The organism is Enterococcus sp. DIV0187 (genome assembly GCF_051713785.1).
Lineage (GTDB): Bacteria > Bacillota > Bacilli > Lactobacillales > Enterococcaceae > Enterococcus_A > Enterococcus_A avium.
In genome coordinates, this window is the sequence record NZ_JBIOQO010000001.1 from 2,763,316 (window position 1) to 2,780,434 (window position 17,119).

Annotated in this window: 19 protein-coding genes; 6 read left to right on the forward strand and 13 right to left on the reverse strand. The window is 39.8% G+C overall.

What is annotated here, in order from left to right; translation table 11 throughout:
- Window positions 1-18 precede the first annotated feature (18 nt).
- Window positions 19-330 (reverse strand): hypothetical protein, encoded by a 312-nt coding sequence (locus IGI52_RS13520; RefSeq protein WP_311871680.1) that lies wholly within the window; start codon window positions 328-330, stop codon window positions 19-21.
- 163 nt (window positions 331-493) lie between these two features.
- A complete protein-coding gene (locus tag IGI52_RS13525; RefSeq protein ID WP_048721189.1) occupies window positions 494-1,333 on the reverse strand; it encodes an aldo/keto reductase in 840 nt (279 codons plus the stop codon).
- A 183-nt stretch (window positions 1,334-1,516) separates the two neighbouring features.
- Here IGI52_RS13525 and IGI52_RS13530 point away from each other — a divergent pair, with 183 nt between their 5' ends.
- A complete protein-coding gene (locus IGI52_RS13530; RefSeq protein WP_049218795.1) occupies window positions 1,517-1,810 on the forward strand; it encodes a hypothetical protein in 294 nt (97 codons plus the stop codon).
- Between the two features lie 16 nt (window positions 1,811-1,826).
- Here IGI52_RS13530 and IGI52_RS13535 read toward each other — a convergent pair whose 3' ends face one another.
- From IGI52_RS13535 to IGI52_RS13570, 8 genes are all read right to left on the reverse strand, one after another.
- Window positions 1,827-2,210, reverse strand: coding sequence for an MmcQ/YjbR family DNA-binding protein (locus IGI52_RS13535; RefSeq protein WP_167494422.1), 384 nt, complete (start codon window positions 2,208-2,210; stop codon window positions 1,827-1,829).
- A 107-nt stretch (window positions 2,211-2,317) separates the two neighbouring features.
- On the reverse strand, window positions 2,318-3,034 hold the full coding sequence (locus IGI52_RS13540) for an ABC transporter permease (RefSeq protein WP_225844368.1): 717 nt from the start codon (window positions 3,032-3,034) through the stop codon (window positions 2,318-2,320).
- Window position 3,035: 1 nt separating this feature from the next.
- Entirely contained in the window at window positions 3,036-3,956 is a 921-nt protein-coding gene (locus IGI52_RS13545) for an ABC transporter ATP-binding protein (RefSeq protein WP_207487550.1), read from the reverse strand.
- Window positions 3,957-4,034: 78 nt separating this feature from the next.
- Window positions 4,035-4,943 (reverse strand): sensor histidine kinase, encoded by a 909-nt coding sequence (locus IGI52_RS13550; protein WP_321139490.1) that lies wholly within the window; start codon window positions 4,941-4,943, stop codon window positions 4,035-4,037.
- Window positions 4,944-5,645, reverse strand: coding sequence for a response regulator transcription factor (locus IGI52_RS13555; protein WP_311871685.1), 702 nt, complete (start codon window positions 5,643-5,645; stop codon window positions 4,944-4,946).
- Between the two features lie 648 nt (window positions 5,646-6,293).
- A complete protein-coding gene (locus IGI52_RS13560) occupies window positions 6,294-7,358 on the reverse strand; it encodes a glycosyltransferase (RefSeq protein WP_311871686.1) in 1,065 nt (354 codons plus the stop codon).
- A gap of 214 nt (window positions 7,359-7,572) precedes the next feature.
- The gene (locus IGI52_RS13565; protein WP_311871688.1) at window positions 7,573-8,859 is read right to left on the reverse strand and encodes an MATE family efflux transporter; all 1,287 of its coding nucleotides are present in this window, start codon (window positions 8,857-8,859) and stop codon (window positions 7,573-7,575) included.
- A gap of 80 nt (window positions 8,860-8,939) precedes the next feature.
- Window positions 8,940-9,359: a MarR family winged helix-turn-helix transcriptional regulator gene (locus IGI52_RS13570; protein WP_016179393.1), complete on the reverse strand. Its 420-nt coding sequence runs from the start codon at window positions 9,357-9,359 to the stop codon at window positions 8,940-8,942.
- 446 nt (window positions 9,360-9,805) lie between these two features.
- Here IGI52_RS13570 and IGI52_RS13575 point away from each other — a divergent pair, with 446 nt between their 5' ends.
- Window positions 9,806-10,807 carry a thermonuclease family protein gene (locus tag IGI52_RS13575; protein ID WP_311871689.1) on the forward strand — a complete coding sequence of 334 codons (1,002 nt, stop codon included), beginning with the start codon at window positions 9,806-9,808 and terminating at the stop codon, window positions 10,805-10,807.
- A gap of 107 nt (window positions 10,808-10,914) precedes the next feature.
- Here IGI52_RS13575 and IGI52_RS13580 read toward each other — a convergent pair whose 3' ends face one another.
- The 3 genes from IGI52_RS13580 to IGI52_RS13590 all read right to left on the reverse strand — a co-directional run bounded on the left by IGI52_RS13580 (window position 10,915) and on the right by IGI52_RS13590 (window position 13,417).
- Window positions 10,915-11,991 carry a zinc-ribbon domain-containing protein gene (locus IGI52_RS13580; RefSeq protein WP_311871691.1) on the reverse strand — a complete coding sequence of 359 codons (1,077 nt, stop codon included), beginning with the start codon at window positions 11,989-11,991 and terminating at the stop codon, window positions 10,915-10,917.
- Between the two features lie 169 nt (window positions 11,992-12,160).
- Window positions 12,161-12,928 (reverse strand): SDR family NAD(P)-dependent oxidoreductase, encoded by a 768-nt coding sequence (locus IGI52_RS13585; RefSeq protein WP_176674402.1) that lies wholly within the window; start codon window positions 12,926-12,928, stop codon window positions 12,161-12,163.
- Between the two features lie 102 nt (window positions 12,929-13,030).
- Window positions 13,031-13,417 (reverse strand): carboxymuconolactone decarboxylase family protein, encoded by a 387-nt coding sequence (locus IGI52_RS13590; protein ID WP_016179389.1) that lies wholly within the window; start codon window positions 13,415-13,417, stop codon window positions 13,031-13,033.
- A gap of 97 nt (window positions 13,418-13,514) precedes the next feature.
- Here IGI52_RS13590 and IGI52_RS13595 point away from each other — a divergent pair, with 97 nt between their 5' ends.
- From IGI52_RS13595 to IGI52_RS13610, 4 genes are all read left to right on the forward strand, one after another.
- Window positions 13,515-13,883: a MerR family transcriptional regulator gene (locus tag IGI52_RS13595; RefSeq protein ID WP_016179388.1), complete on the forward strand. Its 369-nt coding sequence runs from the start codon at window positions 13,515-13,517 to the stop codon at window positions 13,881-13,883.
- 513 nt (window positions 13,884-14,396) lie between these two features.
- Window positions 14,397-15,344 carry an ABC transporter permease gene (locus tag IGI52_RS13600; protein ID WP_016179387.1) on the forward strand — a complete coding sequence of 316 codons (948 nt, stop codon included), beginning with the start codon at window positions 14,397-14,399 and terminating at the stop codon, window positions 15,342-15,344.
- Entirely contained in the window at window positions 15,341-16,309 is a 969-nt protein-coding gene (locus IGI52_RS13605) for an iron chelate uptake ABC transporter family permease subunit (protein ID WP_016179386.1), read from the forward strand. The genes IGI52_RS13600 and IGI52_RS13605 overlap by 4 nt, the downstream gene beginning before the upstream one ends.
- A complete protein-coding gene (locus tag IGI52_RS13610) occupies window positions 16,306-17,064 on the forward strand; it encodes an iron ABC transporter ATP-binding protein (protein WP_311871851.1) in 759 nt (252 codons plus the stop codon). The genes IGI52_RS13605 and IGI52_RS13610 overlap by 4 nt, the downstream gene beginning before the upstream one ends.
- The last annotated feature ends 55 nt before the right edge of the window (window positions 17,065-17,119 follow it).

Consider the following 17,119-nt stretch of genomic DNA (forward strand, 5'->3'; position numbering starts at 1 on the left):
AATTGATCAAAACGTTTTTTATTTTTCGAAATAGGCTGTCCAAGAAAGATCCTCGCCGTTCGCTTTTGCTCCAACAAATTCCTTATGCGTCGACTTTCTGACTAACTTTCCCTCTCCAGTCAAATCATCCATCATCTCTTGATGGCGTGAATAGGTCACCATTTCCAGCTCATTCAAATCACGATTAGTAAAAAAATCTTCGCTCGGTTCGACTTGTTCCGGTTGCGAAAAATCCGCTGTCACCTTCTCTTCTACTTCACCCTTTTGATTGAACCAAAAAAATAGTAATATCGCCGCCAACACACCCATCAATGCCACTACTTTTTTCATTGTGTCCTCCTTGCAGCTTCCTCTTACTTTTCAGTATGCCACAATTGAAAACGTTTTTGAATGAAAAATTAATTGTTCGTAGAATAAACTTTGTCCAGATAAGAATAGGCAGCGTTGGCGTTAACTTCTTATTAAAGATAATACAAAAAAGTAGCGATGCTGCTTAGTCAAACTCTTCGTATTCATTTGGATCTTGTCCTTCGATTCGTCCGTCGGCTTTTTCCAATAGATTGATGCGTTCAATTTCTGTTTGCGTCAATTCAAAATCAAAAATAGCCAGATTCTCTCGTTGGTGCTGTAAATTCCGTGATTTAGGAATGGGAATAATTCCCCGTTGCGCATGCCAGCGTAAAATGACTTGTGCGGAAGTTTTCCCATATTTTTCAGCCAATTCTGTAATCACTGATTCCTTCAGTGCATCGCTGCCGCGCCCTAGAGGACTCCAAGCTTCAGTTAGAATTCCACGCTCTTTATCGGCCTCTACCATTCGTTCCTGAACCCAATAAGGATGGATCTCAATTTGGTTGATTGCTGGAGTCACACCCGTCTCATCAATAATTTTATCTAAATGCTCTGGTTCAAAGTTCGATACTCCGATAGAACGGATCAAGCCTAGTTTCTGCGCCGTCACCATAGCCTTCCATGCTTCCACGTACAAGCCACGTTTTGGGAGTGGCCAGTGGATCAGATACAAATCAAAATAATCCAAGCCCATTCGGAATAATGATTCCTGAATCATCATCAATGCATCCTCATAGTGATGATATTTACCTGGCAATTTTGTCGTCACAAAAAATTCAGAACGTGGAATTCCTGAGCGGCGAATTGCCTCACCAACGATTCCTTCGCTATCATAATTGGTGGAGGTGTCTAACAGACGATAGCCATCCTGAATCGCCGTCAAGATTTGATCCAAACCTTCCCCTCCGCGAATCTGATACGTACCCAAGCCAACTGCCGGTATTTGGTGTCCATCATTCATAGTAATCAATGGTGCTTTCATCAGTGAATTCCTCCTTATATTTTTTAAATTTAATTCTTTCTAACCATTTCCACCATAACATCAATTTCTCTCTGCTGTTAAATTCTCTGCTCAGCCGCCTATAAGTTTTTTTAAGAATAGGGAGAAAAATTAGAGTGAAAGAGGTATACTACAGGATGAACACGTTAGAAGGAGATCATTGCGATGGATTCGATTATTTGTATAGTTCTAGGCATGTTGTTTGCCAATGGCGTTCCTCATTTTGTTAAGGGGATCACTGCAGAAAAATGGGATGTTCCATGGAAAAAGCCTGCTTCCGCTTCTACAAATGTATTGTGGGGAATTGCAAATTGGCTGGTCGTCGTGATCCTTTATGCGCTCTTCAAGCCAGATGTCAATAGCTTCGACGCTGCCTGCTTTTTAATTGGGATGGGGATTACCGGCTACTACTTGGCTTTACATTGGTCAGAAAAAACAAATGAAAATGACGCTGCATAATTCGCAGCGCCATTTTTTATCCTTCAATTTCCGCCTTTTGTTTCTTTGTCAGCTTCTGATAAACCAGTTGATAAGAAACCTCGATCAATTGCTTGATGACATCATCGGTTAATTCTTCACTCGTCAATTTGATCGAATTCCAGTGATTCTTATTCGTGTAATACCCTGGAATCACTATACCAACATAAATTTCTCGCAGCTCTTCATTTTTTTCAGGTAGATTTTTCAGCGTTATGATGGCATCCTCACTTGCTTGGTTGCTCATCATGCCAAACATCTTCCCCTGCAAATCAAAATAAAGTACTCCCCAATCTTCGCGAAAATAGACTTTCGCACCCTTTAACGTCTCACCGAACACTTTAAAGGTTTCAATCCGCTGCTGCAACACCTTATTCTCCATAGTTCCTCCTTGATCGTACGTTAGAATGATTCACTATCTTATTCATTCTTCTGATATACCTAGTATAGCGTTTTCAGATGTGCACTGCCTACAAAAGAAACCTTTTTTTACAAATCCTGTTTCTTAAATAACCAATAAGCCGCCAATAAACCCACGATACCTGTCAGAAAAATACTCCCCAATGTTAATAGATCATCTTTTAAAGTCAGTTCCATCAAGCTTTGAACAACCACCGCTGACCATGGAATGATTCGCGCAAATTTGAAGGGTATATTCAACGCAAACGTCTGGATTCCGGTAAAAACAAGCGCAACCATGATCGTTGGATAAAATAATTTCCGTTGCACAACGCTAATCGTTAATAAAGGGATAGCAGCAACAAATCCAAGCAAACAGTATTTTAACAAGGTCGAAACCAGTATTTTTGTTCCAGTTAAACCAAAAGTATCCGGATAGATCAGCCAGCCGCCAATCGTATAAATGGTAACCACACCGATCAACGTCCCAAGATACCAGATAAACCAAATCACCAATTTTCCAAAAAGATATCGCCCTCTAGAGGTTGGTGCGGTCAATACATTGTTGATGGTTCGATCTTCATACTCGCGCTGCATCAAGAAGGTAATAATGAAGCCGCTCATAATGGATAAAACCATCCCTACAACTATATAGATACTAGGCAGCCACATTTGGTAACTTTCAGGTGGATTATCAACAATGACCAAATCCCTAAATACCATGAAGGCTGAGGTGAGTAATGTGAGCAGAGAACATACGGTAAAGATTCTGTTGCTCCTAAGCTTCAGCCATTCAGCAGAAATCACATTAAGCAATGCCAACACCTCCCGTAATCTCCCGGAAATGCTCTTCCAAATTTCCCGAACCGATAAATAAACTTGAAACCTCAATTCCATTTTTCCCAAATAAGTGATTGATCTCTTGCGGCTCGTAAGTGAATTCGAAAATTTTGATCGTATTGTTTTCAGCGACCGAATAATTAGTTAGCTGCATTTCCTCTTCTAATAAACGAGTCGCTTGATGTACATCTGATACGGTAATATGGATGAAGCGTTGATTATGCTGCGCAATCTGGCTCATGTCACATTCTTCTAACAACGCACCATCATGTAAAATACCAATAATATCAGCGATTTGCTCAATCTCCGACAATTGATGGCTAGAGATTAAAATCGTTTTCCCGTGAACCTCCGCTAATTCTTTCAATAGTTTACGAATTTCAGCGATTCCGATCGGGTCCAAACCATTTGTTGGTTCATCCAAAATCAACAATTCCGGATCATTCATCAAGGCATTGGCGATCCCCAGACGTTGCTTCATACCTAATGAATAATTGGCAAAGCGTTTGTGACCTGCTCGAGATAAATCTACCAACTTCAGTGCCTTTTCTACACTGCTTTTTTGAATCTGACCTTTCAGCTTAGAAAAAACACTTAAATTTTCTGGACCTGATAAATAAGGGTAAAAACTTGGCGTTTCAATCATGTTTCCGATCCGTGAATACACTTCAGGATGCTTCTTTGGCGATTGGTTAAACAATCGGACCTCCCCAGAGCTTGCACTTGCTAAACCTAACAGTATTTTCATGATCGTCGTTTTCCCTGCACCATTCCGACCTAAAAGTCCATAGATTTTCCCTTTAGGAATTGACATCGATACATCTTTGACAACGATCTGATCGCTGTAGCGCTTCGACAGCGCGGCGGTCTTTACAATAAATTTTTCCATAGCGACCATCCTTTCTATACCTTTAGCTTAGCAGCGCTACCTTGTCCTAACCTTGCCGAATCCTTATTTTTCTCTGGTTTATTTAGGTAACGTCACGTAAAATTTTGTTCCCTCACCTAATTTACTGCAAACGTTGATTTCTCCATGATGCGCGGTAACTAATTCCTGGACGATCGCCAGACCCAAGCCATTGCCCTTCGAACCGCGCGCTTCATCGCCTTTATATAAACGGTCAAAAATCCTTGGTAAATGTTGTTCTGAGATTCCTCGTCCATTGTCGGAAATTTCCAGTCGTACTTGCTGGTCCTGCTCAAATAATCTAATCGTCACTCTGTTTCCCCGACTGTGCTTCAAGCAATTTTCCAATAAATTATCAATGATTCGGCGAAATGCTGCTGCATCAATCGTACAACGAAGTTCCTTTTCAGGAATCTGGATATCAAAACTAAACCGCATTTCCATTCGAGGAATCCACTCACTGACAATCTCTCTTAACAGCTCACTGATATCGGTTGCTTCAAAGTGATAATGCCGTTCACCAGATTCGAGCTTGACCCATTCAAAAAGTGTGTCGATATAGGTTTCTAATTCAAAGGCCTTCGTTTGAGCTGCCTGCAAATACTCCTGCTGCTCCGCTTCTGTAACCAAACCGTCAGTAATCGCCTCTAAATAACCAATCAATGAAGCCAATGGTGTTCGAACATCATGGGATAAGCTAGTGATCAGCTTGCGATATTCATTCTCCGAAACCCGTAAGCGGCTAAGCTGTTGTTTGATTTCTGAAACAATCTCATTTAACCGAAAACAAAGTGCCGCTATATCAGAGTTTTCATCCACAACAATTTTTCGATCGAGATTGCCCTCTCCGATATCCTCTAATACAACCATTGCTTGTGCAATCTGACGTCTATTTTGCCGCAGCCTCACAATCAGCAACAAACATACTACCGCCAGCAATAAGCAAATTATACTCAACACCAACATCATTTATCCCTCCTGATTAAACCGATAGCCCACACCTCGAACGGTTTGAATAAAAAACGGCTTCGCTACATCTGGCTCGATCTTCTTCCGCAGCTTGCTGATGAAGGACATAATGTTGTTATCATCAAAGGCATACTCCGCGCCCCAGACTTGTTGATATATTTGCCGCTTCGTAAAAATCTGCCCCTTGTGAGATGCCAGAAAATATAACAGCTCAAACTCTTTTCCTGTCAGCTCCAACGATTTCCCCTCCAATAAAACAATCCGTGTTTGTCTATCAAGGGTTAAATGCTTCAACACTAACGCCGTTTCATTAACAGCTACTCGACTAAATTTCGTATAGCGTCGAACCAATGACTCAACCCGCGCCATCAGTTCCGCCATGCTAAAAGGCTTCGTCAAATAATCATCCGCCCCCAATTGCAGTCCCCGAATCTTATCCGCCTCTTCATTTTTAGCTGTCAACATCAAGATCGGTACCACACTTTGCCTGCGAATCTCCGCTAAAATACTCATACCATCAATTTGCGGCAGCATGATATCCAAGACAATCAAATGATGATCACCCGACAGTGCCAATTGCAGACCACCAGCACCCGTATGAACAAGTTGCGTCTCGTAACCAGCATTTTTTAAATAGCGATCTATAATCGAACAAAGCTCCTGATCATCATCAATGACCAATACCTTAGTTTTCTCCTGCATAAGCCTTCTCCTCATGAAAAATAATTATTCTATTGTTAATTCTAGCAAATATCTTGAACGTTTCGGACGAAAGTTGCAGAGTTTAGGAATAAAAGAAGAACGGGAAAAGAAAAACACCTTCCTATGTTGGAAAGTGTCTTGAATAAGTTAAGTAGGGTAGGCGGCGACCATGGATTTGATTTTCAGATAATAAGCATCGCTAACTGCTATTTTAATTCGTTTTAGGTTTGAACCGTTCCGAAAAGGGCAGGCGTTCAAGGGCATATGAGATTTACGTTCCACTATTTTAGATTTTGACCTGATTGTTGCTAACAACTTTGCAGAATCTTTGTCATTTACATTCCACTGTTTTAGATTTACCCATCTTAAATTATACCTGTTACCACTAGGCTTTAGTAACCTATTTCTGTCGATCTCTGCTTTAGATGCTCATTACTAAGCAATCATAACAATCATTTCAATCAAAAACCTTGTCATCTCAACACTTTGCCACTGCTGTCGTAACTACAGGAAATTCCGATTTTCAACGGTCGACAGATTGCCGGCAATGTGAAGTTATTCAAGTTAACTCTAAAGTTATTTGCCCATAACAAATAAAGGTGCAAAATAGCACGCTTTTTTTTGATTAAGCCAATAAAATTTACCGCCCTATTTTCTTCGTCTACGCTTACGATCTTTTGATTTTTTTGGATTACTTTGGCCTTTATTCTTTCTTTTCATTAAATCAGTTTTTTCTTCTATCGCTATTTGCTTCTTGCTTTTGGGCTTTTTGTAGATTGATTGCGGATTCTTTGGTTTCTTGTTTTCCTCAACAGGCTCAGGCGTTTCCTCAACTATAGAAGTTACTGCCCCGCTAGTGGACTCCGGTTCTTGCGACGTGGCGATGGACTTTTCGGGTAGACTTATCTCTTCATTGTCAGGATTTTCTTTATGTCCTTCACTACGTGTATCAGCTAATACGATGCCTTCAGGTAGTAACATTTCTACTAATTGTAGTCTCTCTTCTTCACTCATCCTACTGAAATCAAAACTAGGTTTCGCTGCTTCTGTCTGACTCGCTGAAGTTTGCGCAGACTCCTCCACAATTTCGCCTTTGCGAATTTTAAGATGGCGGGTGCAATTGTCAATTTCAGAGTTTTCCAGCTTCACGAATCGACGAACGCCATCTTTTTCAAAAATCGATAATGAGCTCAACAACTCTAATACGGCATCAATTTTCATCGCTGAGGCATTCTTATCGGCATCCCGCAGACTCCACGTATGAACCTTTCCAATCGCATCCTCAAAGGTCGATACTAGTTTATATTGTTGACCGTTTAATTCTTCGATAGGGGTTGTTTTTGCAAATAAGTATTTCTTACAATCACTCACACGATTATTGTAGCGATGATATTCTTTTGTCTTTTTATATAAACGCCTAGTCACCTGCTCCCATTCTTTTCCACTATCAAAGAATTCTCGAAACAGCGGGGCAAATTTACGCAACACGTCCGTCGGCTCAGCAAATAGCAGAATCTCTCGGACTAGATCCTGACAAATCAGTGAAAAATCAGAAATGCACAATGCATTTCGTACAAGGACAGCAACAACGTATTGAATAACCGTATCCGCGTCATCCGAATACGTATACGCTTTCATTATTGCTTTTTCTAATCTTTCCCGTTTTGTGACAAAAAGTTGTAGCTGAGATAGTGCCCAAGGTTGTGTTGACATCAATTTTTCCTCCCTAACAAAAATGCATATTATTAAATAATCCTTATTTTAAATAATACCGCAATGACAGCTTAATTACTTCCTTACAAAACCCTACTTTTTAATTATTAATAACGAAAATGACAATTAAAAGAATACTTTTCAGTAATACCATGGTTTTCTACTCGCCAAAAAAATACCTCAAAATATCGAGGTATTTCTTTAATTCATCTTATTATTGCTCCTGGAAAGCTGGCAGTTCATTTTTACTTAATTTCTTCAAGTAAGGAATCAGCATAATCACACCAGCAACAAAGGCGATACCTTCTGTAATTGTCATTGACCAGATCAAGCCATCCAATCCGTAGAAGTGATGCAATAGCAAAACAACTGGAATAAAAAAGGTGCCTTGGATCGTTGACATTACGCCTGTCTGAAAGCCATAGCCAGAGGCCTGGAAGATGCCGGTAAATAGACCGGAAAAACCGTTAAACACTGAAGAGACCAATTGCGCAGCCAAGATCGTTAACCCAACTTGGATCACACGTGGGTCATTAGTAAATAATCCCAATACAGGCACTCGGAAAAGGTAAACAATGAGTGCGAAGAAAATGGAGATACCTCCGATCCACAATGAAACTTCCTTCAACGACTCTTTTAAGCGTTTCGTATTATGAGCAGAAAAACTATAGGCGAATAGCGGCATCGCACCTAAAAATAGCCCCATCGTCAAAAATTCTGGCAATTGTGTAATGCGAACGGCGATACCAAAGCTGGCAACAACATTGTCTCCATATTGAACAGAAAAATTATTCAATAATAGAGTTGTGACAATCATAAACGCCGATTTGAACAGTTCAGAAACACCGATTTTATAGACTTCTAATTGATCCTTGAGCGAGAGCTTGAAATGCTTTAAGAAGCCCTTCAATGATTCACTTTTACTCTCCAAGAACCATACATAATAGGTTGTTGATGCAAGGTTTGCGATCACAATCGAGATTCCTGCACCGATCACATGCAGATTAAAGACTAAAATCAGCAAGGCATCCAGAACAATACTGACGGCAACACCAGCAAATAGAATGGTTGCATATTGTTTAGTGTAAAGTATTGTTTGACTATCTGCACCCAACAAATGAACAAAGGGATTCATAAAAATGATCGCTACGATGCCGATGATTATCCCTAGAATGATACTTGCGTAGAAAGAATAGCCAGCAACTTTCTTCCCTTTTTGAGTATCACCGCTGCCTAGCAGCCGTGTGATAAAACTTCCTCCACCGACTCCAAACATATTCCCAACAGCCATTAAAATAATCGTGATTGGCATCGCTAAGGTAATTGCGGACATCATGTTCGTATCGTGGATTAAACCAATGAAATATGCATTGATTAAATTGTAGATTGTTGTCGCTGAGATTCCGATCATCATCGGAATCGATAAATGGACGATGGCTTTACGAATCGGACTTTCTTTTAAATAGTAAATATTTGATTCATTCACTTCAAATTCTTCCATGATAATTCCTTCTTTTATTAGATTTTTAAATGTTAGATTTCTAACTATTTTATTGCAAGCAAGCATTTGCTGCTTGTTGACTAAAGGCTTCGATCAATTTTTCTTAACAGCTCCGTCAATTGTTGGACTTCGTCTTCATTCAATGCGTGGACCAATTCTTTCTCGGCTGCGTAAAAAGCTTCGTTTGTTTCGTCAACCAATGCTTTGCCTTTAGGTAATACAAAAATATTCTTTTGCCGTTCGTTGTTTTCTGGAATCCGGCGTTCGATGTAGCCTTTTTTCTCTAACCCCTGCAACATACTCGTAATACTCGCTCCACGGCGTTGAAATACTTCTGCTAAGTCCTTTTGAATCAATCCCTTGTCTTCGTTTTGCACGATATAAGAGATCATCCGTCCTTGTTGCGGGCTGATATCCATATCCTTGACACGTTGCTCCATCGATTCGCGAGATTTATTCATAATTGAACGCAGCAAATTTGAAATGACCAATTTATCCAAAAGATTTCCTCCTTCGCAAAATAATTAGGTATCTAACTGTTCGAAAAGAATATACACGCTTCAAAAAAAATTGTCAACAAAAAAATTCTATTTCTAATTATTAGATACCTAACAATAATCCATCAACTCTATTTTCAAGAAATAAGAGTCCATTTTACAAAATGAAAAGACCTTTAATTTGTCCAATGAGTAGAACCTAAACACGTATATGGCTGGAAGAGTTTCAGAACCTAGACTGCCTAATTTTTGAAATTTATCTTGGAAAATCTAAATAACTTTTTTAGTCATTTAAAAACATGTGCCTATCTCAATATCCGATTATTAAAATTCTAAAAAATTATTTAGTTTGATTTAATATCAAATTTATAAAAAGATGTAGTATCATTTAAGTACACCTACATGGTTAAATAATTATTTTTAAACAAATTATAGAAGGAGGATAATAAATGAAAAAGCAGATTGGGGTTAAGCTGGGGGTTACATTTGCACTATTATTTAGTTTTCTATTTTCTACGCCGACACCACAGTATCAAGCAGAGGCTGCTAAAACAAAGACTGAGGAAAAGGCAAAGATTAAACGAACTGCCAACAAGAAAATTACGGTCAACGTCAAGAAATATATTGACGGCGACACAACACGCTTCAAACTGAAAAATGGTAAGAACATTACAGCTAAATATTTACTGATTGATACTCCTGAGCTAAAAAAGGAGAGTCCTTACGCAAAAGAAGCCAAAAATCGGACAAAAGAACTACTGAAAAATGCAAAAAAAATTCAGATCGAGTACGACAAGGGCAAGAAGCGTGATAGTAAAAAAAGAGAACTGGTTTATGTTTGGGCAGATGGTAAACTCGTACAAGAAACCCTTGCTAATGAAGGCTTGGGGATGGTACGCAGTACGAAAAATAAAAATACGAAATATCAAGACAAGATCAAAAAAGCCGAGCAACAGGCCAAGGAACGAAAACAAAATATTTGGAGCATTGAAAACTACGCACAAGCTGATAAAGGGTACAATCAAGCAGCAGTAACGGCTCATTTAAAAGCACTGGAAGAAGAAATAGCAGCCAAAAAAGCAGAAGCAGAACGGCAGAAAAAGGAACAAGAGGCAAAAGAAGCCGAGGAAAAACGTGCAGCAGAACAAGCGGAAGCAGCTAAAAAAGCCGAAGAAAAGCGCATCGCCGAAGAAGCAGCGGCGGCTAAACAGGCCGAAGAACAACGCATCGCTCAAGAAGCAGCGGCGCAAGCTCAAGCAGAGGAAACTGCACGTGCTCAGCAAGAGGCCCAGGCTCAGCAGGCTGCTGAGCCTGCTCAAGGACAAACGGTTTACGTTACACCCACAGGCAGCAAATATCACACTCATAAATGCGGCAACGGTACCTACTCCCCTGCTACCTTAGAAGAAGCTCAAGCTCGCGGGTTAACAGCCTGCGCCAAATGCTATTGATTCAAAAAGAGGAGCGCCTAATTTTTTTAGGCACTCCTCTTCTTCTGTATCATCTGTTACATTACTATAAAGCATTCGATTTGATCAGTCCGCTTCATTAGGTTTAGTTAAAAATCTAGCTTGATTTCTGATTCAGGGCGATTCGCATGATACTCTTCCGCTAAATATTTACCAGCGGCAATTTGATAGATCGCACTTTTCAATTGATCCTGGTTGTCTTTAACGCTTAATTGAATCGTCAACCCCTGATGCCAGACCATATCTTTGATCTCCGCCTGTCCATTTCTGATCGTAGCAACAGCTTGATCATTTACCAAAACGTTCGCACCATCTCTATTTGAGGTAACTTTGAAGGAAATCTTATGAAGACTGACAGTAACATGGCTATCTGTCTCAAAATCAGGATTCTGATAGCGAATCAGCCTTTGACTAGATACAGACTGCACATCATCTGATTTTCCTGCAACTTGATAACTTCCAGGTGTGAGAGGACCCCAAGTTATCTGATAATTGCCGCTTTTTGATGTCGCTAATTTCTTATCATCAAGTGCTAACTGAATATCCGCCTGATCTGCCGTAACCGTCAAATAAACAGGCTGGATCACTAATTGATAGCGTGGGAATACCCCGAAGTACCTTCCTCTTTGGTGAAGTGAAAAATCTGCTAATTGTCCCGGATTATTTTTCAAATCGTACAAAAAATCAGCAAATTCACCTTTATGATTCTCCTCTTGATAATAGCTGATAAATTTTTTCAACTCCCCTGCAGTAACCCTATAGTTAGGATCTTCTGAGGTGACAACCTCTGAGATCTTTTTTGGGTCTTGTGTTTTGAAGGTTTGGGCTAAGCGATCCAACTGCTGCGGATAGCTATAATAATAACAACCAAATAAAAGACCGCTTATAAGTAGCACAATTACTGCAAGTATGCCGCAAAGAGCCATTTTTTGTTTACTTGAAAGTTCTTTTCTCGATTTAACCATTGAGTTAGAGGACAATTTTAGCTGTTGTCCACAATTAGAGCAAAAGACTGCCTTCGCTTGGATCGCTTCTCCACAATTGGAACAAAAGTGAAAATCCTGGATTTTGCTTTCAGCTATCTCTATCGTAAAAGGCTGTCCACACTCTTCACAAAAACGCGCATCGGTCAAATTCTCATGATCGCAATTAGGGCAATTCTTCATGTATATCCTCCCTATTCCTTGATTTTTCTTCTTTAATCAATCGCTCAATTGTTTATGTACCTGCTCATTGTAGCAAAAATAGGAACGAAAGAGACTCGATCTTGTTAAAATGCTGTGATGAGCGACAAAAAAGCACCCTCTCTTTTGAGAAAGTGCTCCGTTAATTGATTTAAACGATGGATGTTCCCCCATCAACAATGATGAACTGTCCATTTGTATAGCTGGACGCTTCACTTGAGAAATAAAGAATTGTTCCATTCAATTCTCCACGTCTTCCCGGGCGACTCATCGGATTCATCGTGTTGTACATGGTCAAGAAATCATCCGACTTGAATAAGGTATCCTCAGTCATTTCTGATTCGAACAGCCCAGGACCTACTGCATTAGTGGTAATATTATGTTTTCCGTAACTGGCAGCCATTCCTTTGGTTAGTCCAACGACTGCTGCTTTACTGGCATTGTATGAGTGGCGAATAAAAATATCGGCTTTGTCCGCCATCACCGCGTTGATTGACGCTACGTTAACAATCTTACCGTATTTATTTTCGATCATGTGCTGAACAACATATTTACTAACTAAAAAGATTCCTTTGACATTCACGTCCATTGATTTATCGAAGGCCTCTACGGTTAAGGAATCTACACCGCCATGCACCGCGATCCCTGCATTATTCAGCAAAATATCTAGATGTCCAAAATGATCAAAGGCTTGTTGAATACCCGCTTTAACATTTTCTTCATCTGTCACATCCATTTTGATCGCCAAAACATCGCGACCCATCTTCTTAATCTCTTCCGCCAATTCCTCTAAACGTTCCAAACGTCTAGCTAATAAAACCACATCTGCTCCAGCTTCGGCATACGCAATTGCCGCATCGCGACCTAATCCGCTACTGGCACCAGTTACCACAGCTACTTTTCCACTCAAATCAAACATAACCTATTCCTCCTTTTTGGTAACGCATTCACTGTTACTATTCTAACGGTACCTAAGTTGATAGGGTAATGTCAATAGCTTGTGAAAAATTGATAATCACAATCACGCTGATGCGTGATTTCTAGATTCAAAAACCTCCTTGGCGCTTGTGATTGCATTGAGTACCCGCGGAAAACCCACATAGGGAATGCAATGGGTAAAAATCTCGATAATCTCTTCTTCTGTAATACCAACATTCAGCGATCCATTGATGTGCACCATTAGTTGATTTTTAGTATCTCCTTGGGTCAATAAACTTGTAATCGTGACAATCTCCCGTTCACGAAAGGATAAGGTATCACTATTATAGATATCTCCAAAAGCAAATTCTAAAATATAGCGTCCGACATTTGGTGCAATCGTTTCGAGGCTCTCAATCACTCGTTCTCCAGCTTCTCCATCAATCTCCTGCAAATTTTTAATTCCTTGTTCCAATCTTTTATCAATCATAGCAGTTCCTGCCTCCTTTATGATAAAGTACAATAAACTATCAAGTAGGCTTTACAGCAAGTATTTTTTTTAATCACTAGGAAAAAGGAGAAATTTGATGTACAAAATTAGTGAGGTTGCCAAAATAACTGGCTTTAGCGTTCCTACTCTGCGTTATTATGAAGAGCTAGGAATCAGTGCTCCTGCTAAGAATAAAATCGGCTATCGCGAGTATAGCGAAGCCGACATTGAATGGTTACGTTTCATTTATCGATTAAAGCAAACTGGTATGGCACTGGAAACAATCCAACAATATTCAGAGCTACGTAGGCAAGGAGATCAGACGATTGAAGAGCGTCTAAAGCTTTTAGCGACTCAAAGAAATCGCCTATTATCTGAAAGAAGAAAAATCGACGAACACCTAAACTTTTTAGAAATGAAGCAAGCGACGTATAAACAAATGCTTACTGACAGAGACCAGCAATAAATTGGAACCTATAGTTCCTGAACAACTAGAAGAACCTCAGTCTAATACTTTCCGTATTTTACGAAACAATCATTTCTGTTTACGCCCCTCCTTCTTTACTCAGCATATACATATAATGATAAAAAGAGTGCTAGTACATGGAATTCAGGTCATCTAGATGATTTGATTCATAGTCGTGCAATTGAAGGCTGGGAACTCGTAACCCATTCGTATATGCCAATTCTTACTTCAACCAAGAGGGCGATTCTTGTCATGAAAAAATAGAACCTTTTACTTAAAAGATTGGGAAAAACTTCCCAGTCTTTTTTTTCAGCAAATTTTGTCTTCAAACGATCCCACATAACCCATGCTGTGTTTCGAAATATACGTCCTTTAGTAATAAGCAAAAGATAAATATAAGTAATTTTTATCAAGAAGATCATTAAAAATCACTTGCATTTGTTTGGTTTTTCACCTAAACTTTATAACCAGAGAGAATGAGAATCATTATCAACTATATAAGGAGATGAGTTATTGAGAAAAATAGGGATTCTTTTGGTTTTATTTTTGTTAAGCGCTCTCTCTATTTTTATCGGAGTAAAAGATTTGGTGCTGCAGGCTTTATTTCAAGGAGATTCACAACAGTGGCTGATTCTTGCTACTACACGTGTACCGCGTACCGTCAGCTTGATTTTAGCAGGCGCAACGATGAGTATCTGCGGTCTGATTATGCAGCAGCTCACACAAAATAAATTCGTTTCACCAACAACTGCTGGCACGATGGATAGTGCCCGTTTAGGAATTTTATTGGTCATGCTCTTTTTGCCTAATGCTTCTACGACTGTTCGGACTTTGGCCGCATTTATTTTTGCCTTTCTTGGTACGATGGTTTTTCTGGGGTTAAGTCGGTTGCTCCCAACAAAGGAGCCGATTTTTTTACCCTTATTAGGAGTAATGTTCGGTAATATTGTCGGATCAGTCGCTACCTTTTTTGCTTATCAGTTTCAGCTGATTCAAAACATGTCTTCGTGGTTGCAGGGGAATTTTTCACTAGTGGCTAAAGGCAGCTATGAATTGCTTTATCTAACGATTCCACTGTTTTTGGTTATCTACTTATTTGCCTATTATTTCACAATTGTTGGCTTAGGCGAAGATGTGGCCATTAATTTAGGCGTGAATTATCGCTTGATCCAAACGCTTGGGATTGGTCTCGTTGCAGCAGCCAGCGGACTGGTTTTAATCATGGTGGGGACCGTTCCTTTTTTAGGTGTGATCGTGCCGAATATCGTTTCGCTTATTTATGGAGATCATGTAAAGCAGAATCTATGGATTACCGCAGTGAGCGGCAGTCTATTTTTAATGGTCTGTGACATTCTCTCCCGCATCGTCATCGCACCATATGAGATACCAGTCAGCTTGACGGTCGGTATTTTAGGCAGCTTAATCTTTATTTACTTATTGGTTGGGAGGAAACGTGCATGAAATTTTCTCTGCCAAAAAAAGAATTGCTTTTAGCTGGACTCACTGTCCTTGCCCTACTCTTATGCGGACTTTACTTAACCTATAATACCTATGGCAATTTTCAATTTGCTTGGATGCTGCGAGGGAAAAAGGTAGCGGCCTTTTTACTTGTTGCATTAGCGACTGGAATAGCAACTGTCAGTTTTCAAACACTGACTCAAAACCAGTTTTTGACGCCGAATATTCTAGGTTTGGATTCCTTATATGTATTGATCCAGACACTATTGTTCTTTTTCGTGGGTGGTGTCAACATGCTCTCACAAGAACAAACCTCTACTTTCTTAATCAGCATTTTTTTGATGGCTTTATTGAGTTTGCTCTTAGCTAATGTTCTGCTAAAACAGCAGCAAAATAATCTATTTATCCTATTGATGTTAGGAATGATCCTCGGTACCTTATTCAGCAGCACGAGTAATTTTCTGCAGGTCATCATGGACCCAAATGAATATGATTTGCTGCAGGGACGACTGTTTGCCAGCTTCAGCAATATCAATACGACACATTTAGGGTTGGCCGCCGGAATTATCCTGTTGGGCTCTTTGGTTTTATTGGCTGCTAATCGCTATTTAGATGTCCTGCATTTAGGAGACGATCAAGCAACGAATCTCGGGATTCCACTAAAAAAGTTTCAGATTTTGATTTTATTTCTAGTCAGTCTCTTAACTGGAACAGCGACTGCTTTAGTCGGACCAATCACTTTTTTAGGATTTATTGTCGCGAATATTAGTTATCAGCTGATGCCGACTTACCGTCATAGTTATTTGTTTCCTACCGCGGTTTTACTAGGAATCATCTTTTTAGTCGGTAGTCAATTTTTAGTCGAACAAGTTTTCCAATTAAAAACAACTGTCAGTGTCGTCACACAATTCGTCGGCGGCTTGTACTTTATCGGCAAAATCATTTATGAGAGGAGACGACAACGATGATTGATCTTAAAGAAGTGTCAAAGAATTACGGTGAAAAAAAGGTGGTCACCGAGGTATGCTTGCCAATCGAAGAAGAAAAACTGACGGCCTTTATCGGCCCAAACGGCGCTGGTAAGAGTACCTTACTGTCGATGATCAGTCGGTTGATCTCTATCGATGCCGGACAAATTTATCTCGATCACAATGAGGTCAAAGCTTGGCGCTCCAATGAATTGTCGAAAAAATTATCAATCCTAAAACAAAGCAACGGCGTGAATCTGCGCATCACTGTTCGTGAACTCGTTAGCTTTGGCCGCTTCCCCTATTCAAAAGGCCGACTAACTAGCGAAGATAAAGAATTGATCGGCTATGCCTTAGAAAAACTCGGTTTAGTCGAAATGGCAGAAGATAGAATTGATACGTTATCTGGAGGTCAGCTGCAACGTGCTTATATTGCCATGATCTTAGCACAGGATACCGAATATATTCTTCTGGACGAACCTTTGAATAATCTCGACATGAACCACTCCGTCCAGCTAATGAAGACGCTGCGACGCTTGGTAGAAGAAGAACACAAAACAATCTTGCTAGTCATTCACGATATTAACTTCGCGGCGACTTATGCTGATGAGATCGTTGCCATGAAGAATGGCGGAATTTTTGCTCATGGATCAATGGAAGAAATAATCCAACCACAAATATTGAACGCATTATACGAAATGGATATAAAAATCTGTGAACTAGACGGCAAACGCTTTTGTATGTATTTCAATTAAACATGGTATTTAGCCTCATTTAACAGTGAGGAATTTAATAATAAATTAGGAGGAA